This is a genomic window from 'Nostoc azollae' 0708, from assembly GCF_000196515.1.
Lineage (GTDB): Bacteria > Cyanobacteriota > Cyanobacteriia > Cyanobacteriales > Nostocaceae > Trichormus_B > Trichormus_B azollae.
Window position 1 is genome coordinate 3,690,179 of sequence record NC_014248.1, and the last position, 25,110, is coordinate 3,715,288.

Annotated in this window: 15 protein-coding genes and 10 pseudogenes; 12 read left to right on the top strand and 13 right to left on the bottom strand. The window is 37.6% G+C overall.

Annotated elements, in window-relative coordinates; translation table 11 throughout:
* Nucleotides 1-170: 170 nt before the first annotated feature.
* The 4 genes and pseudogenes from purE to AAZO_RS31100 form a co-directional block, all read left to right on the top strand.
* Nucleotides 171-689 (top strand): 5-(carboxyamino)imidazole ribonucleotide mutase, encoded by a 519-nt coding sequence (gene purE / locus AAZO_RS17260; protein ID WP_013192216.1) that lies wholly within the window; start codon nt 171-173, stop codon nt 687-689.
* An 830-nt stretch (nt 690-1,519) separates the two neighbouring features.
* Nucleotides 1,520-2,170, top strand: a complete 651-nt coding sequence (locus AAZO_RS17265) for an ammonium transporter (protein WP_420807027.1) — start codon at nt 1,520-1,522, stop codon at nt 2,168-2,170.
* 25 nt (nt 2,171-2,195) lie between these two features.
* Nucleotides 2,196-2,378 carry a hypothetical protein gene (locus AAZO_RS43960; RefSeq protein ID WP_420807070.1) on the top strand — a complete coding sequence of 61 codons (183 nt, stop codon included), beginning with the start codon at nt 2,196-2,198 and terminating at the stop codon, nt 2,376-2,378.
* Between the two features lie 234 nt (nt 2,379-2,612).
* Nucleotides 2,613-2,936, top strand: a pseudogene (locus AAZO_RS31100) (ammonium transporter); the annotation flags it as partial.
* Here AAZO_RS31100 and AAZO_RS17270 read toward each other — a convergent pair.
* The 5 genes and pseudogenes from AAZO_RS17270 to AAZO_RS17290 form a co-directional block, all read right to left on the bottom strand.
* Nucleotides 2,932-4,223 (bottom strand): annotated as a pseudogene (locus tag AAZO_RS17270) (IS701 family transposase). The pseudogenes AAZO_RS31100 and AAZO_RS17270 sit on opposite strands and share 5 nt — an antisense overlap.
* A gap of 484 nt (nt 4,224-4,707) precedes the next feature.
* On the bottom strand, nt 4,708-4,974 hold the full coding sequence (locus AAZO_RS17275; protein ID WP_013192217.1) for an NIL domain-containing protein: 267 nt from the start codon (nt 4,972-4,974) through the stop codon (nt 4,708-4,710).
* 312 nt (nt 4,975-5,286) lie between these two features.
* Nucleotides 5,287-6,126, bottom strand: coding sequence for a sulfate ABC transporter permease subunit CysW (cysW, locus tag AAZO_RS17280; protein WP_013192218.1), 840 nt, complete (start codon nt 6,124-6,126; stop codon nt 5,287-5,289).
* On the bottom strand, nt 6,113-6,982 hold the full coding sequence (gene cysT / locus AAZO_RS17285; protein WP_013192219.1) for a sulfate ABC transporter permease subunit CysT: 870 nt from the start codon (nt 6,980-6,982) through the stop codon (nt 6,113-6,115). The genes cysW and cysT overlap by 14 nt, the downstream gene beginning before the upstream one ends.
* 153 nt (nt 6,983-7,135) lie before the next feature.
* Complete coding sequence (locus tag AAZO_RS17290) at nt 7,136-8,227, bottom strand: sulfate ABC transporter substrate-binding protein (protein WP_013192220.1); 1,092 nt, start codon at nt 8,225-8,227, stop codon at nt 7,136-7,138.
* 334 nt (nt 8,228-8,561) lie between these two features.
* Between AAZO_RS17290 and AAZO_RS43965 the strand changes: the two are divergent.
* Nucleotides 8,562-9,810, top strand: a pseudogene (locus AAZO_RS43965) (sulfate ABC transporter substrate-binding protein).
* Between the two features lie 323 nt (nt 9,811-10,133).
* On the opposite strand, the gene AAZO_RS17300 reads toward AAZO_RS43965, so the two are convergent.
* Nucleotides 10,134-10,385 carry a hypothetical protein gene (locus AAZO_RS17300; RefSeq protein WP_013192221.1) on the bottom strand — a complete coding sequence of 84 codons (252 nt, stop codon included), beginning with the start codon at nt 10,383-10,385 and terminating at the stop codon, nt 10,134-10,136.
* A gap of 640 nt (nt 10,386-11,025) precedes the next feature.
* Here AAZO_RS17300 and AAZO_RS43970 point away from each other — a divergent pair.
* Nucleotides 11,026-12,467, top strand: a pseudogene (locus AAZO_RS43970) (IS66 family transposase).
* 96 nt (nt 12,468-12,563) lie between these two features.
* Here the strand turns inward: AAZO_RS43970 and AAZO_RS34110 are convergent.
* The 6 genes and pseudogenes from AAZO_RS34110 to AAZO_RS31130 all read right to left on the bottom strand — a co-directional run.
* A pseudogene (locus tag AAZO_RS34110) lies at nt 12,564-12,825 on the bottom strand (four helix bundle protein).
* A gap of 195 nt (nt 12,826-13,020) precedes the next feature.
* Nucleotides 13,021-13,860, bottom strand: coding sequence for a CRISPR-associated endoribonuclease Cas6 (gene cas6 / locus AAZO_RS17315; RefSeq protein WP_041641333.1), 840 nt, complete (start codon nt 13,858-13,860; stop codon nt 13,021-13,023).
* 220 nt (nt 13,861-14,080) lie between these two features.
* Nucleotides 14,081-14,724: pseudogene (cas5d, locus tag AAZO_RS31120) on the bottom strand (type I-D CRISPR-associated protein Cas5/Csc1).
* A 68-nt stretch (nt 14,725-14,792) separates the two neighbouring features.
* A pseudogene (cas7d, locus tag AAZO_RS43975) lies at nt 14,793-15,830 on the bottom strand (type I-D CRISPR-associated protein Cas7/Csc2).
* A gap of 75 nt (nt 15,831-15,905) precedes the next feature.
* Nucleotides 15,906-17,009, bottom strand: a pseudogene (cas10d, locus tag AAZO_RS31125) (type I-D CRISPR-associated protein Cas10d/Csc3); the annotation flags it as partial.
* A 161-nt stretch (nt 17,010-17,170) separates the two neighbouring features.
* Nucleotides 17,171-17,302, bottom strand: a pseudogene (locus tag AAZO_RS31130) (DUF433 domain-containing protein); the annotation flags it as partial.
* Nucleotides 17,303-18,165: 863 nt separating this feature from the next.
* Here AAZO_RS31130 and AAZO_RS31135 point away from each other — a divergent pair.
* The 6 genes and pseudogenes from AAZO_RS31135 to AAZO_RS17360 all read left to right on the top strand — a co-directional run bounded on the left by AAZO_RS31135 (nt 18,166) and on the right by AAZO_RS17360 (nt 22,504).
* Nucleotides 18,166-18,905 (top strand): IS5 family transposase gene (locus AAZO_RS31135; RefSeq protein ID WP_085940216.1). Its coding sequence is split into 2 segments (ribosomal slippage): nt 18,166-18,517 and nt 18,517-18,905, totalling 741 coding nucleotides; the frame shifts between segments, so codons are not numbered across the junction.
* Between the two features lie 76 nt (nt 18,906-18,981).
* Nucleotides 18,982-19,218: pseudogene (locus AAZO_RS34115) on the top strand (WYL domain-containing protein); the annotation flags it as partial.
* A 108-nt stretch (nt 19,219-19,326) separates the two neighbouring features.
* Nucleotides 19,327-19,647 carry a hypothetical protein gene (locus AAZO_RS42735; protein ID WP_338026920.1) on the top strand — a complete coding sequence of 107 codons (321 nt, stop codon included), beginning with the start codon at nt 19,327-19,329 and terminating at the stop codon, nt 19,645-19,647.
* Nucleotides 19,648-19,707: 60 nt separating this feature from the next.
* Nucleotides 19,708-20,103: a hypothetical protein gene (locus tag AAZO_RS42740; protein WP_338026921.1), complete on the top strand. Its 396-nt coding sequence runs from the start codon at nt 19,708-19,710 to the stop codon at nt 20,101-20,103.
* Between the two features lie 22 nt (nt 20,104-20,125).
* Nucleotides 20,126-21,010: an ATP adenylyltransferase family protein gene (locus tag AAZO_RS17355; protein ID WP_013192226.1), complete on the top strand. Its 885-nt coding sequence runs from the start codon at nt 20,126-20,128 to the stop codon at nt 21,008-21,010.
* Nucleotides 21,011-21,148: 138 nt separating this feature from the next.
* Entirely contained in the window at nt 21,149-22,504 is a 1,356-nt protein-coding gene (locus tag AAZO_RS17360; protein ID WP_013192227.1) for an aminotransferase class V-fold PLP-dependent enzyme, read from the top strand.
* Between the two features lie 834 nt (nt 22,505-23,338).
* On the opposite strand, the gene recN is transcribed toward AAZO_RS17360, so the two are convergent.
* Nucleotides 23,339-25,066 carry a DNA repair protein RecN gene (recN, locus tag AAZO_RS17365; RefSeq protein WP_013192228.1) on the bottom strand — a complete coding sequence of 576 codons (1,728 nt, stop codon included), beginning with the start codon at nt 25,064-25,066 and terminating at the stop codon, nt 23,339-23,341.
* Between the last annotated feature and the right edge of the window lie 44 nt (nt 25,067-25,110).

Sequence of the window (25,110 nt, forward strand, 5' to 3'; positions counted from 1 at the left end):
ACTGACAATGTGACTGCGGCTTTAGCCGCAGTCACATTCATCCCACCCCTAAAGGACGTTAAACCCTGAAATATTTTTGGCTTTCAGGGTTTAAATAGTGGGCTTTCTGCTCTCATTGCTGTAAACATGGCCAATTAATCTAAAATCTAAAATCCAAAATCTAAAATTCTATGAGCCTTCAAGTTGGTATTATCATGGGCAGTGATTCTGATTTGCCCATAATGAAAGATGCGATCGCAGTTTGTGAACAATTTGGGATTGAATGCGAAGTGGCGATCGTCTCTGCCCATCGTATCCCAGAACGCATGGTGGAATATGCTCAAAGAGCACACCAACGAGGTCTTAAGGTTATTATCGCTGGAGCTGGTGGTGCAGCCCATCTCCCTGGTATGGTAGCATCTTTAACTCCATTACCTGTGATTGGTGTTCCCGTAGCTACTCGTAATTTACAAGGTGTGGATTCTCTGTATTCCATTGTCCAAATGCCTGTGGGAATACCAGTAGCTACGGTAGCGATCGGTAACGCCAAAAATGCCGGACTCTTAGCAGTGCAGATTCTCGCTACTCACCAACCAGAATTGCTGCAAAAAGTCCAGCAATACCGCCAAAGCTTATGTGATATGGTGATGGACAAACAAAGCAAACTAGAAGAATTAGGCTATCAAAAATATTTACAGCAGATGTTTTAATTATTATCAAGCTAATAGCAAACTATATAGAACAGATTGCAGATCAATGAGGTACAGAATCTAAATCGAAACCTAGACAGCAAAAGAGTTTTACTACTGACTCCTGACTCCTGACTCCTGACTCCTGCTATAACATAGTTTACGAATATTACCTTTTTCCATATTGATTAATTTAACTACCCTTGTAGACCTTCACGAGTTGCAAATGCTTATATTGCATAAGGATGAAGTGCAATTTGCTTTTTTTCTTGGGAAGCATCATTGTAGATCACCAGAAAAAAATGTATTTCCTGATCGATAGAGAAAATTTAACTTTTTTAAATAGACAATCAAATTTATTTACTACTGAATGTCACCAAATGCAAACAGCGGTTAATCTAACTAATTCCTGTATATTCTCGTTCGGAATTATTCATTATTCAATTAACTGGGTTGTGCCAGATCCTAAATTGCATCTTGACTAATGATCATTCTTAATGAGAGGAAATTCCTAATAAAAACAAACTCCTCATCCTTTTTAGGATAAGTAATACTGACTCTTATGCTATTAAAACTAAATGTGTTTGAGCGGAGATATAAAACCTCTAAAAACTAAAACATCAAAAAAATGATTCTTCACCTTTATAAAAATATTGTGTAATTACGCCAATTCATTTAACTTATTTGGGTAAGTAAAAGAAAATAAATTAAGGCTTTTCTAGCAAGGAAAAAAGCAATGAATCCACGTATTCGACCCTTATTATACGGCCTACTAGCACTAGCTATAGGCTCAATGGTATTTGCGATTTTTGCTCCTACAGTTGTAGAAGCATCTGACCCGCCAACAAACAGTGCACTCTTTAGACAGCACAACAAAAAGATTACAAATTTCTATTGATACCACTTGGGTACTACTAACAGGGTTTTTAGTCTTCTTCATGCAAACCGGTTTCTCTATGTTAGAAGCAGGTTTACTGCGACAAAGAGGAGTAATAAATGCCCTATTAAAAAACTTTGTTGATCCTGCCGTCACAATCTTGGCTTGGTGGGGGGTCAGTTTTGGTATTGCTTTCGGTACAAGTGTGGGTGGTTTCATTGGCACAGATACCTTTTTCCTGAGTCAGTTACCCACTGATGGAGTCTTCCCTAGTCGTGGTGTACTAGGTATAGCTTCTAACCTCAATGCTTATACCTTGTTCTTCTTCCAATTTGCCTTTGCAGCTACAGCCAGTAAAATTACTACAGCTTCAATGGCGGGAAGAACTGACCTTGTTGGTGACTTAATTTACAGCGACATGATGGGTGCATTCAGCTATCCTCTGATTGTCCACTGGATTTGGAATGCTAACGGCTGGTTAGCCAAAATGAGTTTCCATAACTTTGCTGGTAGTGCTGTAGTTCACACCGTTGGTGGTTGGACAGCGATAGTTGGTACTTATTTACTTGGTCCCCGTCCTGGACGTACTCATTGGGGAACACTACCACTGGCACATAACTTATAACTTAGGTTTAGCAACCTTGGTAACCATGATTTTATGGTTAGGCTGGTACGGGTTCAACCCTGCTTCAACCTTGGGTACTGCTAATCCTGGCTTAATTGGTTTAGTCACACTCAATACCACCCTTGGTGCTGGTGCTGGTGCTGGCGCTCTTGTGGGAATGCTTTTCCAATATTTCCGTTATGGTAAATCAATACCGTCGCCAAAATAGGAGGGTGAGTTGATGATGCTTTAACCATTAACTCCCATTTCTTTGAGGCTTGGCAAAAACAATCAGTGTTAAAAATTCCTTCCAGGTTTCCTAGAAGTGTTTTTTAACGTATTAACTGCAGTATAAGGGTTTGAGATTACAAACTAGCTTTTAGGCGAAACGCTTATGTGTGTTTAATTTTGCCGACTTGGCCAAAATTTCTGTAGTCTTTTATTTTGGCTAAGGTATTGGGTTAAGTGGGATTTAGTTTATTGTCTCAATGGTTCCTTAGCTGGACTTGTAGGGATTACAGCGGGTTGTACCTTTGTTGCGCCTTGAGCTGCGGTTTTAATCGGTTTAATCGGTGGAATTTTAGTAATTCTAGGTATTGTAATTCAATCACTGCATATTGATGACTCAGTCAGTCCCTTTGCGGTTCACGGTATCAATGGCATCATGGGTACTTTAGCCGTTGGTTTATTTGCTCAAGCAGAACTGACTCTCAACAAAAAAGCTGGACTCTTTTTAGGTGGTGGCTTTAATTTGCTGGGTGTGCAAATTTTGGGTTTAGTTGCTATCGGGACGTAAACAAAAATAAAGCCCAAATGTAACCCAAACTGGCTTGATAAGAAGGAAACACGTCCGGATTCCAGTTGAACCAATCAATAAATAGAAAAGATATGGCTGTTCTCAACGCTTCTAAAGCTGCAGTAAAAGTATTCAAAGGTTTCTTAGCCCACCTTGGTCTTAATCCTCCAGTCCACTGATGGCAAAGAATAAAAGTGTAGGCACAGAAAACCAAAATAAAATGGCGCAGTCAACTGCTGTTATCTCCAACTTGATATTCGTTGAGTCCTAACCATCCCTTGGCTTCCCTGTAAACAACTTCTACCCAATTGCTTTGAGAATATGTATAAACTATCCATTGGGGTGTGACAATTGATGAAGAAACATTGGTCATAAAGTAGTCAATATCAGTGGCTTGGGAGAAAGTAGAACCGTTGATGACGATAGCAATATTGCCCCTTCCAGTTAAGGCTGATATTTCTACTTCTTTAGTTACTACCCATAATGTTTTGGTTTTATCTAACTCCAGTTGAATTTCTGTAAAAGCCTCTTGGGGTAAACTTTGTACTAATTCATCTAACCTAATTATTTGTGGACTATCCTCTTGGTCACTGGCAAGGACTTTGGGATTTTTACCTAATCCTCCTCAATACTTTCAATTCCGATTTTCTATCTTTAATAAGAAAGATGTATTGTGGCCATATCCAGCATCTATAATTACTATTCGTGGTTGATAACCCCGGCTTAAGGTCAGATCTATTAATTTAATTCCTAACTCAGGTTTGTTCTCAAATAGAGGGTCTTATTTCCCTTTGGCTAAAGAATTACCGTGGTGATATAACTCTATATGTAATGGTAAGCTTTTACTGCCATCATTATAGACGTATGTGTTGTTACTACTACTATTCCAGTATCCCTTGTCCCAATTTCTCCAATATATTGTCTTCCTACTCCATCCCTAAAATTCCCCGTTTTTCTATGGTCATAATCCTCAATTATTAAGCTAAATCCTCTGGTGATTCTCCTCTGACTACACTTGTTCATCATCTCTAAGCGACGGTCATTAACTTGGGAACTTGACCAAGGTGCTTCATTTAAAACGTGGTGTAATCTTTGGTAGCTCACCCCTAGGGCATTCTCTGCCATTTAAAATAGGTTTTTTCTCTCACTTTTACCCAATCATCCCCCTAAATAATGTCTAAACTCTGTTCTTTCCCCTTTATGAGTAAATACATCATCAAACCTTTAACACCATCTTTCAAACCATGGTGCCATTGCTGCGGCAGTGGTTTCTTTCATCAGCTTCTTTTAACGTGAAAGCTACACCGAAATCCCATTATACTCCTCTTTACTCTTAACTTTTGTTTCAGTCCCGCTATCACAGTTTTTACCGTAGCGTTTGCCTTTTTAATGTTTGCTGGACTCAAGCCTATTGGTAGATTGCATGTTGATTCTGAAGCTGATAAAATCAAATCGGTATTGATGCTTAAGAACATGGCACGACTCTTTGCCCTGATGTCTATGCAGTTGAAGAACTTGTAGAAGAACAACAAAATATTTCTAAAAATCCTAGAATGGGCGCTTTTGAAGGTGAATAACTGGGTTTGTTTGACTTGATAAAACTCAAAATTGATTAATTTCTTAGTAGGAGTTTAGCAATTGCTAAACCCTTACTGGTAAGTAAAATAATTACAGCAGATTACAGATCAATGAAGTACAGAATCTAAATTGAAACCTATACAGTAAGAGAGTTTTACTCCTGATTCCTGACTCATGCTGTAACTCACCAATTACCTATTCTACTTTCATCCCAGATTTCTAATTTCAATTGCTCAAAATACGCCAATCCATTTTGAATTTGTGCTTCTGTGCCTTGCAATTCTAGGTCAAACCAACCGTCACTGATGGTATCTTGTCCCAAAAATGCGGCTTTGATATTGACAGTCAAACCATATTCTGAGACAAGACGAGAAATTACAGGTTCTTGATGATAATTTTTAGTAATTCTGACTCGAATTCGTTGATGGGTAAGGCTATTGTCATTACTCATAACTACCTCCTGACTAATTACGAATTTACAATAGACCTCTTGCAGAATTGATTTGATGGTATAATCCGGGGTTGTCTTTGTTTTAGCCAAAAGTTAGAGTTACACGGTTATCTTTCAATTAGGGAGCCCAAAGAACACCAAAAACACATAAAATCTAAAGCTCTCTATCATACCACAGAAACAATTTTGCAAGAGGTCTAATTACCAATTATTCCAATAATATTCAGTTAATAACCTGTGAGTTATAAATCGGTTTTGGTAAAGGTTAAGGATTTCTTTTCGCTGTATCTCTTAACGGAAAAATAACACCAATTATTCAACGTCTTTAATGTGGGTTTTACGTTCTAAAATTTCCTTCAATACTAAAGTAACAACAGCTAGAAATGCTAACAATACTGCCGCAGAAAAAGCAGCTTCTGTTTCATATTGCTTATAGGCATCTTCTACAAACAAGGGTAAACTTTGGGTACGACTAGCAATGTTACCAGAGACCACAGAAACTGCCCCAAATTCACCCATTGCCCTGGCATTTGTTAAGATTAAACCGTAGAGTAAACCCCAACGGATACTCGGTAAAGTAACACGCCAAAATATTTGCCAATCATTTGCACCAAGGGTTCTTGCTGCTTCTTCTTGGTCCTTGCCAAATTCTTCTAAGATAGGGATGACTTCTCTAGCCACAAAGGGCATACTGACAAAAGCTGTAACTAAGACCATACCCGGAAATGCAAAGATAATTTGAATATCATGGGATTGTAACCAAAGACCAAACCATCCCTGTCTACCATATAGGAGAACTATCATTAAACCCGCGACGACTGGGGAGATAGAGAAGGGTAGGTCAATGATACTGAGGACTATAGCACGACCGGGGAATTTGTGACGTGCGATCGCCCAAGCTGCACATAAACCAAATACGGTATTTAAAGGTATGGCAATCACAGCTAATAATAGCGTTAACCACGCTGCATGAACAAAGTCCGTTCTTGTCAAGTTATCCAAAAATGGACCAACTCCTATTTTAAAGGCTTGGTAAAACACATTAATGGCGGGAATATATTGCACCAGAAATAAATAACCGACGGCGATACCAATTAAAACTCCAGAAACATACCTCTGCTTTTTAGAACTATTTGGTTTATCTGTTGTCATATCTTCTAGCCCAAGCTTGTAATAAATTAATTGCTATTAACAAAACCAGAGAAATACTGAGTAAAACTACTCCTATGACTGTTGCACCTGAATAATCATATTGTTCCAATCTTTGGAAAATTAATACTGGTGCAATTAAATCTTGAAATGGAGTATTAGAAGCAATAATCACTATTGAACCATACTCTCCCACTGCACGGGAAAAACCCAAAGCTACACCTGTTAAAATTGTCGGGAATAAAGGTGGTAAAATCACTTTGGTAAAAGTTTGGCATTGGGAAGCGCCCAAACTCCAAGCGGCTTCTTCAATTTCTTGTTCCATTTCTTGCAGTACAGGTTGTACAGTTCTCACCACGAAAGGTAAGGAAATAAATATCATTGCTACCCCAACTCCTAAGCGGGTAAATGATACTCTAATTCCCAAAGGTGCTAATAAAGAACCTATCCAACCATTATCGCTGTACACTGTTGCTAATGTTAAACCTGCAACTGATGTTGGTAACGCAAATGGTAAATCGACTGTGGCATCAATAATCCGTTTTAAGGGGAAATCGTAGCGGACTAAAACCCACGCTATTAAAGTACCAAATACACCATTAACAGCCGCAGCAAATAGTGAAGTAACAAAGGTAACGTTATAAGTTGCTAATGCTAACTCGTTGGTGGCAATTTCCCAAAACTTTGCTGGTGGTTCTGTACTCACTTTTAGAAACATGGCCACTATGGGCATAAATAACATGAAAGTTAAGTAGATAATTGTAATTCGCCAAGTCCAGGGTAAATTAATGAGATTATTTATAACTACCTTCCAAATAGAAGGTTTATTCTTAGTGTCTACAGCAGAAGATACAGTCATAATTAAAAATTCAAAAATCTCGGAAAATAACTACCGGAAGCAACTGACCACTGATTAATTAGAGTAAGCCACAAAATAAATGAGCCTGTCTTGTTATGCAGTGTCCGGAAGGGATACAGAATGACATTGGGTATTTCTTTTTGTGGAGTTCTCTTACCGCTTTTTAGCTTGAATTTGGTCAAATAATGCCCCATCATCAAAGAATTTTTTCTGAAGAGCATCCCAACCACCTAAATCTTGAACTGTACCCAAGGTTTTGACGGGTGGATACTTATCAACAAATTCTTGACTTTTAGCGATTGTTTCATCTACACCACAAAATCCTACTTTAGCAAATTCTTGTTGTGCTTCTGGTGTAAATAGGTATTTAACAAATGCCTCAACTACTTCTCTGTTACGATGTTTATCTACGTTTTTATCAACTATGGCAATGGGGTTATCAATAGATATATTCACATCAGGAATAATGTAATTTACTTTCAACCCTTTGTCTTGTGCAAGGACTATTTCATTTTCATAGTTGATTAAAGCGTCACCTTGTCCTTGTTTGAAAAATACGTCAGTAGCTTCACGGGCATCTTTCGTTAAGATAGACACATTTCTATAAACTTTAGTGACAAAATCTGTAGCTTTGGCTTCATCACCTCCAGTTTTAATGACTGAGTTCCACAAAGCGAGGAAATTCCATCGTGCTATTCCTGATGTTTTGGGATCAGCTGTAATTAATTTAACACCATCATTAGCTAAATCGGCCCAGGTTTTAATACCTTTTGGGTTGCCTTCGCGAGTTACCAAAGCAGCAACAGATTTAGAAACTATACTATTATTAGGAAATTCTTTTTCCCATCCTGGCTGAATTAAGCCTGCTTTGGCGATTTTGTCTGTATCTAAGGCTAGAGCTAAATGCACAACATCAGCTTGTAAACCATCAATAACGGCACGAGTTTGTGAACCTGAACCACCATAACTTTGTTTAAAATTGACATTCTGCCCATGTTCTTGTTTCCATTTTTCCACAAATTTGGGAATGATTGCTTCATGGGCTATTTTGGTGACAGCAAAGGAGACTAGGGTGATTTCTACATCCTGTTTTTTGGTAGCTGTGGAATTGTCAGTATTGGTATTATTCTGGTTTCCACCTCCACAAGCTGCTAAGGCCACACTCAAGAATGTGCCGACTAAGAACAGGGAAAGAAAGCTTTTAAACGAGTTTATTCGTAGTCGTGGACGTTGCCACAAAGTCATTATCTGTTCTCCTTTTGATATCTATTGAGGGTAAACTTCACATTCACGATAGGGAATATGGGGATTGTAGCAGGTTGAGGGGACATTCGTTTTTTCTGACATCAAAATATTCCTGCAATTACGGTATTTACATAAAAGTTTTTTATCTCATGTAGTTTTCAACCCATAAAAGCTAATACACTCATTCACCGGTAGATAATCTGTATTTTGAGTTTGCTTTTCCCAATGGTATCTCAATAATCTCTGTTTCTGTATAATCTCTGTTTCTGTAAGCAAGTTATATATTTCCTACCAACTTACTGTAGATTATTTAAATACCAGCCCAAAACCTCGCATGACATACAACGCTGGAAAATTAGCGAAATTCTTCCCTACTGCTGCTTCATCCCTATTATTAGCAATTGGTTTAAGTGCAAATACTTCATTACCTATATCTGTGGGTACTACAGCCCAAAAGACGCAATTAATTAGTCAAAAGGGTAAGAAAGTAGAAATTACTTTGGTTTCTTATGCAGTGACTAAGGTTGCTTATAGCAAAATCATTCCCCAGTTTGTAGCTAAATGGAAACGGGAAAAAGGACAGGACGTGGAGATTAGCGAGAGTGATGGCGGTTCTGGTTCTCAAGCCCGTACTGTTATTGATGGCTTGCCCGCAGATGTGGTGCCTTTAGCGTTGGCTTTGGATACAAAAAAGATTGAAAAAGCTGGTCTAATTAACCCAGGTTGGGAAAAAGATGCTCCCAATAATTCTATTGTTACCCTTTCTGTGGTGGCTTTGGAAACTCGTTCTGGTAATCCTAGGAAGATTAAAACTTGGAGTGATTTAATTAAGGGAGCTGTAAAAATTGTTACCGTTAATCCCAAAACTTCTGGTGGTGCAAGGTGGGATTTTTCAGCTTTGTGGGGTGCGGTTGGTAAAAATGGTGGTAATGAAAGTTAGGCTATTAATTTTGTGAGTCAGGTGTTTAGAAATGTAGCGGTTTTACCCAAGGATTCTAGAGAATCTAGTGTTGTGTTTTACAAGAAAGGGCAAGATGATGTGCTGCTAAGTTATGAAAATGAGGTGATTTTGGCGGCGCAACAGGGTAAAACAGTGTGTCTTATGACGTTCCAGCAATAGACCTCTTGGAAAATTGTTTCTGTGGTATTATTGAGAGTTTTAGATTTTATGTATTTTTGGTGTTCTTTGGGATCCCTAATTCAAACATAATCCTGTAACTCTAACTTTTGGCTAAAACAAGCACAACTCCCCATTTTTATAACATAAAATTAATTCTGCAAGAGATATAATTAATATTTCTATAGATGCTCCTGTGGCTGTGGTTGATGAGAATGTTGATAAACGCGGTACTCGTGAGGTATCGGAAGCTTTTGTGAAGTTTCTGTTTACGCCTGAAGCCTAGCGTGAGTTTGCTAAGGTCGGTTTTCGACCGGTTAATTCGACTGTAGCGAAGGAGGTGCAGAGTAAGTTTCCTAAGATTTCCCAACTTTATACTGTTGGTAGTTTGGGGGGTTGGGATGGTGTGCAGAAGAAGTTTTTTGATGATGGTGCTATTTTTGACGAAATTCAAGGAAGACGATAAAAGAAATTGTAGGGTAAGAGTAAGCCACAAAATAAATGTTCCTGTCTTGTCATGCTGAAGCGTTCGCGAAGCGTGGCGTAAGCCATAATGAAAAGAAGCATCTCGGAGATTATTCACTATTTCTTTGAGAGATGCTCCGCGAACGTTCAGAATGACATTGGGCATTTGTTTTTGTGCAGTTCTCTTAGAGTAATCGCACATTAAGAATCATTAATATGAAAGAAAGATTAATATGATAGTACGATAGTTCTATCTGTTTAGGCAATCCCCCGCAAAAAACGGGGGACTTTGTTTGTTATTACTTTACTTGCTATTTGTGAAGCTTAGAATGGCTTATCGAGTCTCCAGGTGTAGTAATTATTTGGGTTGTCGTCAGGAACTATATACCCAGTAGCTCCTTTACGTCCTGTATTATAAGGTAGGTTTGGCTGATTGCTTGTTCCAGGTGGGTTTGACTGATTGCCTGTACCCGGAAGACCACTTGATGGTGATGTATTTTCTCCTCCAGTTAATAATTCTTGTGCCTCTATGGATAGTTCTTCTAGTAAATCAAACATGATTATTTGATTTGACATGATTATTTACCTCACTTACGTTACTGGTTTTATTAAGAGGTTGTCCTCTTAATTCATTGATAATAAATATCTTTTATTGGTAATTCATGTGCCACACGGCAGAATTTCTATTCTGCCTTTTGATTGTATTAAAAGGTAACTTAATGAAAATTAACAGTTTCGAATACAACATAAAAACACAAAATACTGAACTCTTTTTAGGACTTATTCAGACCTAATGTAAATAGGAGGATTTGATATCTTTCCAGCTAATTTAAATTAATTATATTCTTCAGTTTTAATCCCTAATAGAGATTATTTGAAATTTCAACTAATCAAAGGAGAAATAGTATGGCGTATCAAGATGGTTTCAATCCCTATTAGGGATTATTTGAAATTTCAAATTATATAGTTTTTAAGGTTTGATTGGGCGGATGCTCTGATGATAGTCCATTTCAGGAATCGTGTCAAGAGCAAAAATAGCTGAAACTCTTGCTGTGTAAGGTGTAATTGTTTGTCCAATACGAGTGATATATATTATATGGAGATAAATCAACATCAGATTCTCGTTGACAACGCATCAAAATTTGACGGTATTTTTGTAAGGATTCAGGTGCTGGGGTATTGACAAGTGTGATAAGTGAGGCAGAATATACCAGTTATGGAAAAGAAGCTGCCACCAAAACCAGACAGAGAGATATTGAAGAAGTTGGGAACAGAGCAACTGGTAGAAATCATTATTGACCAGGGGAAAAGTATAGAGAACCTAACAAATAGAGTAGTAGAACTGGAAAAGGAAATAGAGAAACTCAAAGTCAGTAGAGATTTAGAGACCATAACATGATCCAAACCACCCTTGGGAGACATCCTGAAAAAAACCGAGAACAAACAAGAAGAGAAACCAGAAGAGAAGCAGACACGAAAACGGAAACCAGGAGGACAACCAGGGCATAGGGGAAAAACGAGAAAGGTGTTTAGTGGAGTAGATAGAATAGATTTGAGATAGTGGGACGGCAAGTGTGTGGATGGTGAGCTCAGGGTCAATTGTTTGGCGAACCAATAAAAATCCAAACACAACAACTAGGGGAGTTGGTGGACAGGCCAATCCAAATAGTAGAATATGAAAGATATACGTGGATGTGCAGTGTGTGTGGGGAAACACAAAGGGCACACTGGTCACCAGAGATAGTATCGGTACAACATATAGAAATCACACTACAATCTTGTTTGGGATGGATCAATAACTAGGGCTATTGACCCTATGAAAAAGAATACTTCTTGTTGTGGGCACTGGGTCAAATAGAAATTGGAGTGGGAACATTAGTAGGTACCAATGAAGGAATAGATGGTCCAGTGGCTCAAAGTATTCATAGCCTCAAACAGTGGATAAAACAAACCCAGCCTCATATCCTTGGGGATGAAACACCCTGGGTACTCAAAGGGGTGAAACAATGTGGTTATGGATTTTTACCAATAGTGACTTCCCTTTATTTCATGGGTCTGATACTCGTTTTCCTGGCGAATTAGAATCCATTGTGGGTTCAAGTTACTCTGGTGTACTCAGTTCTGATGACTTTACTGCCTATAACGGTTATGCGGTCACAGCTCAACAGAAATGTCAGGCACATCTCTACCCTACCCCGTCACTTCAAGACACTAATCAAGATTCCTGGCTTCAATCACCAAGAAATTGGCACAAAATTCATGGACCTCATAGATGAAGGTTTTAAAAACTACCCTTTATTCCCACAAACCCAAAACCTTCATGAGTTCTTGACTTGCCCATCCTAGTTTCAACCAAAAGTTGAATCTTCCATTCATTCATTGATCAAGCCCCAGGGGAACCTGGTAAACTTTTACCTTCCTTAGGTAATAGACCTTGATCATAATTTAGCTGAACCAAGGTTAGGTTTAGCACTGACACAGGGAAAAGTCTCTGGTGGTTCTCTTTCTCTGGAGCTATTCCAACATCCTGCCAATTTATTGACGGTTATACAAACTTGTCGCCATCAAGCACTTTCTCTAATTGAGTTTTTTGACCAACCTATGAAAGCCATGGTTCACTCTGCTTTCCATACACCTTCTTTAATCCCTCTACCTTAGACCTGAATCCTTACGAAGAAAGTTAGTTTTGTTTTGCTCAATCATAGTTAATCAGAAGAGGTATCAGTTAAGAGGTAACAGTAGGAAGAGAATTACTTATGGAGTATTTAAGATTCGATAACGGAGAGAAGTGAGCATTTTAGTAATTTCAGTAATTTGAGATAATGTTGTAGGATTTGCTTGTTCTGGATTTAGATAATTTAACCTAACTGCCAGCATTAAAAAAGTTTCTGTTTCCATTAATGAACCTTTAGCTATACACAAAAAAGTTGTTAGTTGTTCCTTGTGCATGGCCTTCTGCAATATTTGCTGGAACAGATGCAGCAGAAGGGGTAATTTGTGAAGTTAAACCATACACTTCTTTCTATACACTTCTTTCTGTATTCGGAAATGCAGAAGCTAACTGATATATACTAACTACCATATATATTGATTTTCGCCACACACACAATTAAATCTAGATGTGATTCAATCTTCATAAAAAATTCCTCTTCCCTTATTTAGATTTACCTCTAACTTATTAACTCTCTCTTACCTTCTTCGGTGTCACCTGTCACCTGTCACCTGTTCCCTGTGACCTTCTTCTCACCATTCCCATTCCCATTGTTGTTTTACGTCCTATTCCTGCATATAACACAAAATTAGTTAAAGCGTTAATTTGCTTAATCCCTATTGTTTCTACATTGCCAAGAATGCGATAGCTAATTTCGCCTAAACAGCCAATAAACTTATTTTTATAGTTGCCAATAACCTCAGTTCTGATATTAAAAGCACTAGGGTAAATTGATTCAAGGGGAATATTATTTAATTCAATACCACTATATTTATTCCACCGATTGAGAAGACTATTAAATACAGATTCCCTGGTTGGTAAAGCATTATCAAATAAACCTTGACGAAAAGCTACAGGTGTAGAAAAGATGAAATTAAGATTGCGGTCTGTTTCACTTGCTAGTTCATACAGTTGGTTATATCTACAAGTATTAGCCCAAGGTCGAGTAGATTGAGGAGTACCTTGACTGCTGGTAATATATAAATTAGCTGAACCCAAATGCCAAGGTTGTTCAGGATTAATATTTAACCACAAGGGTGTAAGTTGACTAAATAAATTGTCATCTAATAAAGATATTTTCCACCAACAAGAAGTACCTGCAGAAATAGCATCTTGATGCGCATATTGCAAAGTGTGAGATTGAGTTTTATGCCTATTTTTTACCTGCAATTGTGAGAGCGTAAAAGCTTTATTAGCATTTGATTCGTGTAGGTAATCTCCTAATTTTCTATCAACATAACTAACCAGATTAAGGAATAGGGCGTGGTAATGTCTGCCGGTGAGAAAATTGGGGTAGATGGGAGATTGCGGAGTAATGTTAAGGATGAGACTATGGGGCATATTTTTTCCAGTCTGACACATTTTGTAAATAAATAATGAAAATTAAGAGAGATTGACAGTATAAATAGATCCAGACCATCCCCATGTAGAAGAAATAGCCACTTATCAACGCGAGCGAAATCGTAAGTTAAGGTTACAAAACCGTGGTGTAATTATGGCTGAATTAATGCCTTTACACGCTCCTAAAATCAAGAAGAGTCGTAAACGCTTTGGCAAGTAATTAGCTCCGAAAAAGGTATTGCATTTGTTTGGGAAGTTTTACATCTTTGATATCATCTAAGAAGTAATATTCCCCTCGCATTTGCACATTTTGAATCACACTAACTCGAGGCATATTTACCACATCATGACTAATGACTTGATTGCTAAACATGAGTCTAAGGGATTGAAAGGATGAGTACAGGTGAATAAATCAGTTTTAGTTTTCGGTTGTGGTAATTTCTTAACCTTAATTTCTGCTTTACTCATCCACTTACCAAAACAAATCCATTTAGTTAATTTGATTTCTTTTTAAGCAATTAGAAAAAACTCGAATTTACTTTCTGGTGCAATTTCCTTTGAGCGGCCAAAACTGGGAAGATTCTTTTGGGTTCTCTCCATTTATACATGGTAGTTATTATTTGCATACTTCCATGTATTGAGAATAGCTGAATGCTTAAGAGAACGATCCGGAGTTATATAGATTCCTTCGTGGTTTAAGGGAGTTAAATATTGCTCATATTTTGGCACTTATTCGGGGTATAAATAGCGATATAAATCCTCTTTAGCAACGGTTGTTGAATAGACATGACTATCAACTAAACTTAGTGCGTAACAGAGGGCATAATTATGAATTATTGGCTCTGTTTCGTATAGTCTGCCAATTTCACGAGTGGCAAAATAGAGGCTGTGGTGTAGTTGTAATTAACAACGGTAGATAATTGTCATCGCTATTATTTAGCTGTTGCCTTATCTTTACCTTTTATGTGTAGCTTGCCATGGGCTTTAGCCTCATCATCCGCTTTTTCAAGTAACTGTTTAAGTTGATCCTCATTGCCTGTGATAGGATAGCCTTTACCTCATTTAGCAAAGCTGCAAATTTATTATCAGGAAGGTCATCATCTACAATAAATTCTTCTTGCATCAATGTAGCAATGGTATTTTCTTCGGCTTCAATCACTTCATCTTCATTTAACGGATCAGACGATTTCAGTGTTTGATTATTTTCCATATAAATAATCGAGAATTGTCTGAATCCAACCTAAATTACTAATGATTTCTCCATCAGCAAATATTACTCCAATTAACTCATTTCTTATCCTTCCTGTACAGGTAGTTTGTGCGCCATAGTGACGAGTTGGTAGAATTTTATTAAAAACATACGAAAAGCTTGCTCCTGTTGGGTTTTTCAGGGTAACAATCCTAGGAACAAAGATTTGAGGTTTAATGTGATATTGTTGATTTACTAAGACTTGTAATTTCACAAACTTTAGTATCTTTTTCACCCTTGGATGTCATTGTTCCATTTTCAAAAAGTGCATTGAGTGTAAATGTTTCATGTGATTCAGCAAAATGGGTGATAGAAAATGCTGAATCTACGACTACTTTTGATTTTTCAGAACCAGACTCTCCAATTAAAAAACCATAAATAATGCAGTCAGAATTATCCATTGCAAATTTGAGATTATACATACTCACAATCTTCAGCTTTCATCAATTGATATCTACGCAGTAATTACCTACCAACTAAACGTTATGGCTTAGACTATTTACGTTTGAACACTGTTTAGACGAATGATAGTTTTTTGACTTTCAGGATCATCCTTTTTAATACCAGCCCGAACCCGTGATTTATTTGAATCTCTATCAGTCTAAAACAGAGGATAGGATTCAGTTACACGCAAAGTCAAAAAATGAATATAGCTTCCCATTGGTTTGTAGGCAATTACGGCTTGAAAATGTTTTGAATCAACTGTTTTAATAAAAGTCATGATGTCTCTCCGAAAATTTTGTCAACTTAACTTTTATAAGATGGAAATTGTGCCACATAAAACGGCTACAAGAAATCATTCATCTTCAGATGTATTAACTTCTTCATCTAAATCAACAACAACATTGTTACCTTGAGAACTTTCTTCATAGTTACCTAGGCGGTAAAGATATTCACGAGTATTGCAAACATAGTTGATTTGGCGACCTTGTAAACGTGCGCGGTCTCCTGCAAAAGATTCACGAGAAACTTTAACAATAAGGTATTCAGCAAAATTTTAAATTTCTTGTAATTCCTCTTCTCTGTTACTAATAATCCAGCGTCCTTCTGCCCTAGAAGAGTGAACTCTCTTCATTAGCTGGAATACTTCTGCAAGGTGAATAGCATAAGCAGCAGTTAGAACATTGAGTGGTGCCGGATCTTTTTGTCCATTTTCTTCCCAACCTTCTAGAATATAATCTAGTCTAAATTTATCTCTTCCCACCAATAGCCGAAAAGCGTGGGGCGCACTATCAAGAAATACACTTTCTTCAAATTCATTTCCATCATTCAAAGGGGGAATTAGGTGACTCAGAAACTAGTGTTTTCACATCTAGAAAAATTCGGAAGGCAAATCCTAACCAACTAGGCATTACCCAAGATTATGTATCAGTTGGATCGCCTCCTGGTGGTAAAGCCATAAAGTAAAATGTTAAAGGCTGAACTTGTGGATAAGACAGTTTAAATGTACGGTCTTGTCTGTGTTCTGCATTATTTTCAGGTAAATCTTTCTTGCGTTGTAAGCCCTCATCAATCAAGAATGTATCAACACTTTGGTAACGATTACGCCCAAAATTAGCCTGCAAGTCGTCATTGATAAAATGATTGCGAATACTGCCATTAAACCTAGTTTGAGCAATGTTGGCATAGCTGATTGTAGAAACTTATTCGTTTCTGGTGTGCAGTAATAAGTTGGATAAAAGTAGAGGTAACAATATTTAGCATCCTCAAACCTTTTACCAACAGCTTGAGTCTGATTCATCAGAATTTGCCGTAACATCATTTCCAGTATTGCAATACTGGAAATATTGCCTTTAGCGTTAGAACCATTCAGCATTTGTTTATTTGTATAAAGTTGGGGTGTAAACAACACCGCAGACTCCATTTGTTTTGTCACCCTATATGCAGAATCAGAAATAGACTGTGTTAAATAGGACATCAGTATTTGGATCGCGCAATGCTTTTAAAGTCTCTAATTGATGCCAAGATAAAGACTAACCATCTAGTAATTTCACCCCATCAGGTATGGGGACTGTTTGTGAATAAATAGGTTTGAGTGTAATATTAAATTCTGTTGTCTGTTTCAATTGTCTCTCCACCTGCAAGGAAGTCTAAAATTAGAGATACCCAAATACGATGACCTTTAATGCAAGGTTTACCAAAACAAATATTTGGATCAATGGAAATTCGTGAAAGTAAATTATTTCTAGTCATTATTGCTGCTCCCTATTTACCTCTTTTCTATATTCGGTTACTGATTTAAAAACTGTCCGTAACTCGTTGTTAAAATCCATAATGACACCGAAAATAAAAGTTGGCAAGAGAAAACAAATATAAAGTACACGGACACTTTTAATGAGTCGAAAAGGTCAGTCTATAACACTATCGGTATCAGTCAGAACGAGACAAAGCCGAACTAGATGTCATCGCACTAGAATAATGAAGTGGGGGGATGATCCCAATATCTCCAAACTCACTTTGAGCGATCTCTCAACGTGAGTTAATAGTCGGTAAAAATCATGACTGGGAATATTACAGTATTCGTACCTTAAGTCGTTGTATTGCTTCATCAACCGAAATTGGAGAAATTGCACATGTAATACGCCGGGTTGTTACTCTTACGGAGTGAAGTATACATATAAATACGGAGGTAAAGTGAAGGATTTTTAAATAATTCTCTTCCATTCCATCTTGGAGGTTACAAGTTGATCACTATATATTGCGCCAACAACCTTTTCAACTAGCATACCAAGATGCAGCAGAACGAGTATTTAATTTTACAGTTCCCTATGCCAAAATCACTCCTCACGAAAAGCGTATATCTTGATTGCTGGTGAGAAGAAACAGAAGGAAATTCTGACATACCAGAACTTAAACATAGCTGGTGTTGTTGTTTAGACAGAATTAACGAAGCGGCTGTTACGTAAATTACTGATTATTGGCGTACTAGCTTAGACCAAATAGAATTGGAAATGTATTTATTAAGAGGCTATTGATAAAGTAAATGGAAAGGGGAGTAGAAAAGGAATATTGGAAGGATAGGATACATAAAATGTAGTGTATTTACATAGCTCCTAATGGAACGAAAGTCTTACCCCACAGACTTAACTGATATGGAGTGGGAAATCCTGGCCCCATTGATTCCACCAGCTAAAGAAGGAGGGCATCCACCCACAACAGATATGGGTGAAATATGTAATGCCATCTATTATCATTTGAAAACTGGATGTCAATGGAATATGCTTCCAGGTGACTTCCCGCCAAGGTCAACGGTATATAGCTATTACAGGAAATGGCAGGGCCATGGGGTTTGGGAAAAATTCAACCATACATTGGGTGGTCAAGTTCGCTCGAAATTAGGTAAATCAACACAACCTACCGCGCTCGCCGTAGACAGTCAGTCGGTCAAAACTGACCAAAAAAAGGGGATGTGTATGGTTTTGACGGATGTAAAAAGGTGAAAGGAAGAAAGGGGCATACTTTAGTTGATAGCCTGGGACTTATGTTGAAACTTGTTGTTAGTCAAGCGAATGTGTCAGAACTAATACTTGCTGCCTATACACTAATGGAACTGCTAGAGAAACCCACAGAATTATTGGAAAAAGTCCAAGTTTTATGGGTTGATTCCGGTTATGACGGTGATAAATTTGCACTTGCAGTTTGGTTCATGATTCAAGCTCATGTTGAAGTCATAGGACCTACTGAGCAAGAATTTAAAGTTTTACCACAACCCTGGGTAGTAGAAAGAACATTTGGGTGGTTTAAGCAATATCATCGTCTAAGCAAGAATTATGAGCGTTTAACACAAATGAGGTAAGGGGCTATATATGCTCTTATGACTAGAATTATGCTACTTCCTCTTGTCTCCTAAACCTTTACTTTATAAATCATCTCTTAACAACTTAGTGTTTGCATATCAAACCAAACCAGAGGATAAAATCGTGGAATGGATACCAGATAAACCAAAAGTCAAGTGAGTGATTAGGAAAGTATCTAATACATTTTGGTTTATTCAGGAAATCATGCAATATTCCGCTGATTGTATTGTAGTCTCACCAGAAAATGTGCCATTCCTCATCAAAGAAAAACTCATTACCCTTTGTAAAAATCATGATTGGATAGAACCATAAGACCACAAAGTAGTTTTATCATGGTATTATGTCAGCCGAAAAAATCCCTGTCAAGTCTATAAGATGTAAGCTAGAAGTAGAAAATAATTTATTTTATTCTACTATCCCATGCAACAATCATCTTCTGGCAATAATCAGGATTTTATTGGGCAGATTACCACATTAGGTGCTATCGTTGGTGCTTTTTTTATTAAAAAAATATCCAATATTTTCCCACTCAACGGACTCAATATAGGAGCAATTTCCAACACATTATTTAAAGATGTCCTGATTATTCCCGCTAACTACGCATTTGCTGTATGGGGACTTATTTACTTAGGATTATTTGCTTTAGCAATTTACCAATTTCTTCCCAGTCAAAGAGATGATGTCGATTTACGTAGTACTAGATATCTGTTGGTAGTTGCTTCAGTTACTCAATCTATCTGAGTGTATTTATTCCTAGCTAGATTTTTTTTTATACTTTCAATAGTAGCAATGTGAGGAATTTTGATCCCCTTAATTATTATTCACCAGCAGCTAGAAATTCGTATCAAGCGCGTGAGTAGAATTAAGAAGTTTTGTCTTCATGCCCCTATGAGTATATATCTGAGTTGGATTAGTGTAGCGACTATTGTCAATGTTGCCTGTGCGCTGTATTTTTATAACTGGAAGGGTTGGGGCATTACTCACACGGTATACACTGTGATTATGTTGTTCGCCGCAGCAGCATTTAGTAGTGTTATGGTGATCAAATACCGGGATATTCCTTACGCAGGTGTAACGGTTTGGGCTTTATTTGCGATTGCTCTCAAACACTGGGATGATTCTTTAATAAGGAATGTAGCCTTGCTTGTGGCAATTGTTCTGATGAACATTGCAATTATTCAACGTTGGCGTAACTAAGAGTCATAAATCATAGAAACAGATGACACACGGGAAAATACTACTTGAACGAGGAACACTATGGACAAAAATCAAACAAACTACCGAACACGCTTTAAAATGTGGTGCGCTCAAATCTATACCCACAGAACTTGAATTTGTCGAACAAGATGGTGTTAAATTCTTAGTAAGAATATTATCCAACCTCAACCACAAAAAAGCAGCTAAGGAAAAACAAGACCAACAAACCGCTGCAACTGGTAAAGAATTTAATCCATTCTTACCTTACGAAGAGGATTTATTTGTAGCAGATATCTCTGATACCCATGCCTGCATTTTAAATAAATTCAATGTTGTTGATTATCACCTATTAATTATTACTCGCGCTTTTGAAGAACAAGAAAGCTTACTTACCTTAGAAGATTTTGCCGGAATGTGGGCCTGTTTAGCTGATTTTGATGGTTTAGTCTTCTACAATGGCGGTAAACTTGCAGGTGCTAGTCAGCGACATAAACATTTACAAATTGTCCCTATCTCCGCGACAGAGATTCCCATTACACCATTATTAAAAGAGGCTAAATTTAAAGATTCTACTGCCATAATACCTCGACTTCCCTTTTTACACGCTTTCACAACTCTCAACTGGTATGAAAGTGCAGAGGTGACGTTAGCAAAATATTATGCTTTACTGGAGATAGTCGGTATTGAGGCTACTGATAATAATAAACAATCTGGAGCATATAATCTTTTAGCTACGCGAGAATGGATGTTAATTGTACCACGTTATCAAGAGGAATTCGAGTCAATTTCTGTCAATTCTTTAGGGTTCGCTGGTGCTTTGCTGGTGCGAAATACTGAACAAATGGAGCTAGTTAAAGATATGGGTCTAATGAATATTTTGAAAAATGTTGCTTTACCAAAGAAATAAAGTTTAAATCCAGAGGAACGCAGAGGAGTTGATTGAGAAAATGCCAGACCAATCATCTGTATTTATCTCCGTCCATCTGCGGTTAAAAAATTTCTTTTTCCTCTCTATAGTTAGTTAAGAAAATGAGGTAATTTATTTATGGAATCTCTGGATATAAAATGGATTCGCTCTCAATTTCCAGCTTTGACGCAATCAATTAATGGTCATCCAGCTATTTTTTTTGATGGACCTGGTGGAACTCAAGTACCAGGTGCGGTATTGGATGGAATGAGTAATTATTTAGTCAGGTCTAATGCTAATGCTCATGGGGATTTTGCTACCAGTGCGCGAACTGATGCGGTGATTAATTCTGCAAGGGCTGCGAGCGCAGATTTTTTAGGATGCGATAATGATGAAGTGGTATTCGGTGCGAATATGACCACTCTAACCTTTAGTGTCAGTCGTGCTATTGGTCGAGAACTGCAACCAGGTGATCAAATAATTGTTACCAAACTTGATCATGCAGCTAATATTTCCCCTTGGTCTGCTTTAGAAGAAAAGGGTGTGAATATTCAGGTTGTGGACATCAATGTTGCAGACTGCACCCTCGATTTAAATGATTTAGCAGCAAAGATTAATTCCCGCACAAAATTAGTAGCAGTGACTTATGCTTCTAATGCTGTAGGAACAATTAATGATATTGCTAAAATAGTTAAATTAGCTCATGCTGTTGGTGCTTTGGTTTTTGTTGATGCTGTTCATTATTCTCCCCATGCACCTATGAATGTGCATCATTTAGATTGTGATTTTCTAGTTTGTTCCGCTTATAAATTCTTCGCTCCCCACGTTGGGATTTTATATGGAAAAAGAGAATATTTAACTCGTCTAACTCCTTATAAAGTCAAACCTGGATCTAATGAAGTTCCATTTAAATGGGAAACCGGAACTTTGAACCATGAAGGTTTAGCGGGGTTAGTAGCCACAATTAATTATTTAGCAAAATTAGGTTGTCATGTTTCCCCAACTTTAGATAATGAATTACTTGATTCTTTAATACAAGCAGATAGAGAGGGTTTAACTACTTTTCATTGTCCCAGTTTTGTGACTGCACCTGAACAACCTAGTCATGAGTTAGCTTCTGCTTATCATAGTCGTCGTGCGGCTTTGTTAGCTGCAATGTCAGCTATTCAAGAATATGAAAGAGAATTAAGTAAAAAGCTGATTTCTGGGTTGTTAGAAATTCCTGGTGTCACAGTTTATGGTATTACTGAACCTAGCCAATTTATATGGAGAACTCCCACAGTTTCTATCACAATTGAAGGCAAAAACTCGGCAGATGTAGCCAAGTTTTTAGGAACCAAAGGAATCTTTACTTGGCATGGTCATTTCTATGCTATTGAACTCACAGAAAAGTTAGGGGTAGAAACATCTGGGGGTTTATTGAGAATTGGATTAGCACACTATAATAATGTAGAAGAAATTAATCAATATTTGTCGGTGTTAGTTGAGGTTTAAAATATCAATAAATTATCAATAAATGCCAAAGAAACCGCGTTGCATAATGGCGGTATGAATTATGTTGGGCGCAATCTCCGTCAGGAGATCCCGCAGGGTAGGCACAAAGGATCAAAGACGCAAAGTTTGAGATTTTGAATTTTCTAATTTCATACTTCAATTCAGCTAGTAGGGTGTGTTATTGTATAGCGCAACGCACCATTTAAGTTAGAGTGAATATTTGTTAAATATCTTTGCAATTGTTGAGCAAGTATTCACTGGCTATTTATTTGCTATCAGTTTTAATTACGTTTTTTAAAACTGACGCAAAAGAGAGGAACGAAAATTTAGAAAGGAGTATTTGTCTGGCTTTCCATAGTGTTAAGATGAGGAAAGAGCCAAGGAAAGAATCAGGGTTGGGAATAGTAACTGATAGGAACTATCCATGAAGATGTTGATGACTAATTTATAACTGACCTCATATCCATAACATGTATGAAATGGGCAAAACTAATGAACCAGTTCCTAATGTGACTAAACCACAAATAGTTAGTAAGAATTACTTGTGAGGAAATTGGGGAATTCAGGGGAAATCTTTGTTGAGGTACCCGGAATATTTTTACAAGTCTAATGACCTGTTCAACAACAATACCCTTGGTGGAAAACTCTTTGTTTCCTGCCTTTTCTTCTGAGGTTCATTCTCTTTTTTTTTGTGTACGATGTGGATATTCTTGAATATAATTTATTGGATTTCTCCTTTTGGTACACCCTCAAAATTCTCTTCTACCATTTTTTTGACACCAAGTTAATTTTCCTGACAGGCCTAATATACAAAATTTACCATCGCTTGAGAATTTAACTTTGTTCTTGACGACGGTGGTTAGCTGCTTGTAATAATAAAGATTCAGCAAATGCCATCGCTTGATTTGCAGATTTACCACCGGCTAACTGTGCTAATTCTTCCCGACGGGTACTTAAATTATCCAAGCTGGTAACTCTCACAACTGTCCGCTGTTCAGCATTACCATTTTTATTAATCACTTGTTTATCCACCCGAAAATGTCGATCTGCCATTGCTGCTACTAAGGGTTGATGAGTCACACATAATACTTGTTGATTTTGACTAAGTTGGTGTAATTTCTCAGCAATAGCTTGGGCAATTCTTCCAGACACACCCACATCAATTTCATCAAATACCATTGTTTCCGCACCGTCATGTTGATTAAAACAAGCTTTTAAAGCTAGTAAAAATCGGCTCATTTCCCCACCAGAAGCAATTTCTGTTAAAGGTTGTATTGGTTCACCAGGGTTAGGGCTAAACATAAAGGTAATTTTATCTGCACCCATTGCTGTTGGGGAACTAGGGGCAATTTTCACTTGAAATTTTACCTTTTCCATCCCTAAAGGTTTAAGTTCAGTCAATAAATGAGATTCTAAATTAGCCGCAGTTTTACGACGCAGTTGGGTCAATTGTTGGTTGACTTGATTGAGATATTGTAAACAAACCTGTTCTTGTTGTTCTAAAGTTTCAATTGATTGTTCATTATTATTGAGTTCTGCTAACTCTATTTGGATGCGTTCAAAATAAGTGATCGCTTCCGTAAGAGTCGGTCCATATTTGCGACAAATTTGTTTTAGTTCCCGAATCCGTTCTTCTACTTCCTCTAACCGCTGCGGATCAGCTTCTAAACTTTCTCCGTAAATGCTAATTTGTCTTCCCACTTCCATTACTGCTGCTACCGCATCTCGCACCAATTCCAACATAGATTCCATTCGGGAATCAAACTCAACAATATGATTTAATATTGTTTCACAATCTCCCAATAAATCAGCAGCAGTAGGAGTCTCATCTTCATTTTGGTACAAAGCTTGATAAACTTTGTAACTCATTTGTTGTAAATCAACAACATGATTTAGGCGTTGCATTTCCTGGGTTAGTTGTTCTATTTCTTGCGGATAGTTGAGATTCGCTGCACTCAATTCTTGAACTTGATAGGTAATTAAATCGAATTGTTGTAAGCGTTCTCTTTCCGAAGTGCGACGTTTTTCTGAAGTTTGGTGTGCTTGTTGATATGCACTAAAAGCAACAGCTACCTTTTGCCGTTGTTGTATTAAAGAATCACCACCATATACATCTAACCAGTCTCTAACTTGGGCAGATTGTCCCACTTGTACAGTTTGCCCTTGGGCAGTAATTTCCACCAAGCGATCGCGCAAACTTCCCATTATTTGCCGATTTACCAACACACCATTTACCCGCGACCTACTGCGGATATTACTGGCAGTTGCGGCAATTTCTCGACTAATAACTACAGCATTATCATCAATTAAATCAATTTCCTGTTCACTCAACCAAGCAGCCAGAAAAGGATTGATACTAAAAGTCCCTTCTACTAAAGCGCGACTAGTCCCCGTGCGAATCACACGACTAGAGACTTTCCCACCTAAAACCCCATCAATCGCATCCAAAATAATCGACTTTCCCGCGCCGGTTTCCCCTGTTAGTACATTCAACCCAGCGCCAAAGTCTAACTCTAGTTGGTCGATGAGGGCAAAATTCTCAATTCTGAGGCACAGCAACATCAGGCCAAAATCTCCGTGAAGGTAAATGCTGGATACTTTCTGAT

Excerpts from the sequence above, each read along its gene's own strand:
- purE (WP_013192216.1), top strand. The coding sequence starts at position 171 with ATGAGCCTTCAAGTTGGTATTATCATGGGCAGTGATTCTGATTTGCCC.
- AAZO_RS43960 (WP_420807070.1), top strand. The coding sequence starts at position 2,196 with ATGATTTTATGGTTAGGCTGGTACGGGTTCAACCCTGCTTCAACCTTG.
- AAZO_RS17275 (WP_013192217.1), bottom strand. The coding sequence starts at position 4,974 with ATGAGTAATGACAATAGCCTTACCCATCAACGAATTCGAGTCAGAATT.
- cysW (WP_013192218.1), bottom strand. The coding sequence starts at position 6,126 with ATGACAACAGATAAACCAAATAGTTCTAAAAAGCAGAGGTATGTTTCT.
- cysT (WP_013192219.1), bottom strand. The coding sequence starts at position 6,982 with ATGACTGTATCTTCTGCTGTAGACACTAAGAATAAACCTTCTATTTGG.
- AAZO_RS17290 (WP_013192220.1), bottom strand. The coding sequence starts at position 8,227 with ATGACTTTGTGGCAACGTCCACGACTACGAATAAACTCGTTTAAAAGC.
- AAZO_RS17300 (WP_013192221.1), bottom strand. The coding sequence starts at position 10,385 with ATGTCAAATCAAATAATCATGTTTGATTTACTAGAAGAACTATCCATA.
- cas6 (WP_041641333.1), bottom strand. The coding sequence starts at position 13,860 with ATGCCCCATAGTCTCATCCTTAACATTACTCCGCAATCTCCCATCTAC.
- AAZO_RS42735 (WP_338026920.1), top strand. The coding sequence starts at position 19,327 with ATGCAACAATCATCTTCTGGCAATAATCAGGATTTTATTGGGCAGATT.
- AAZO_RS17355 (WP_013192226.1), top strand. The coding sequence starts at position 20,126 with ATGACACACGGGAAAATACTACTTGAACGAGGAACACTATGGACAAAA.
- AAZO_RS17360 (WP_013192227.1), top strand. The coding sequence starts at position 21,149 with ATGGAATCTCTGGATATAAAATGGATTCGCTCTCAATTTCCAGCTTTG.
- recN (WP_013192228.1), bottom strand. The coding sequence starts at position 25,066 with ATGTTGCTGTGCCTCAGAATTGAGAATTTTGCCCTCATCGACCAACTA.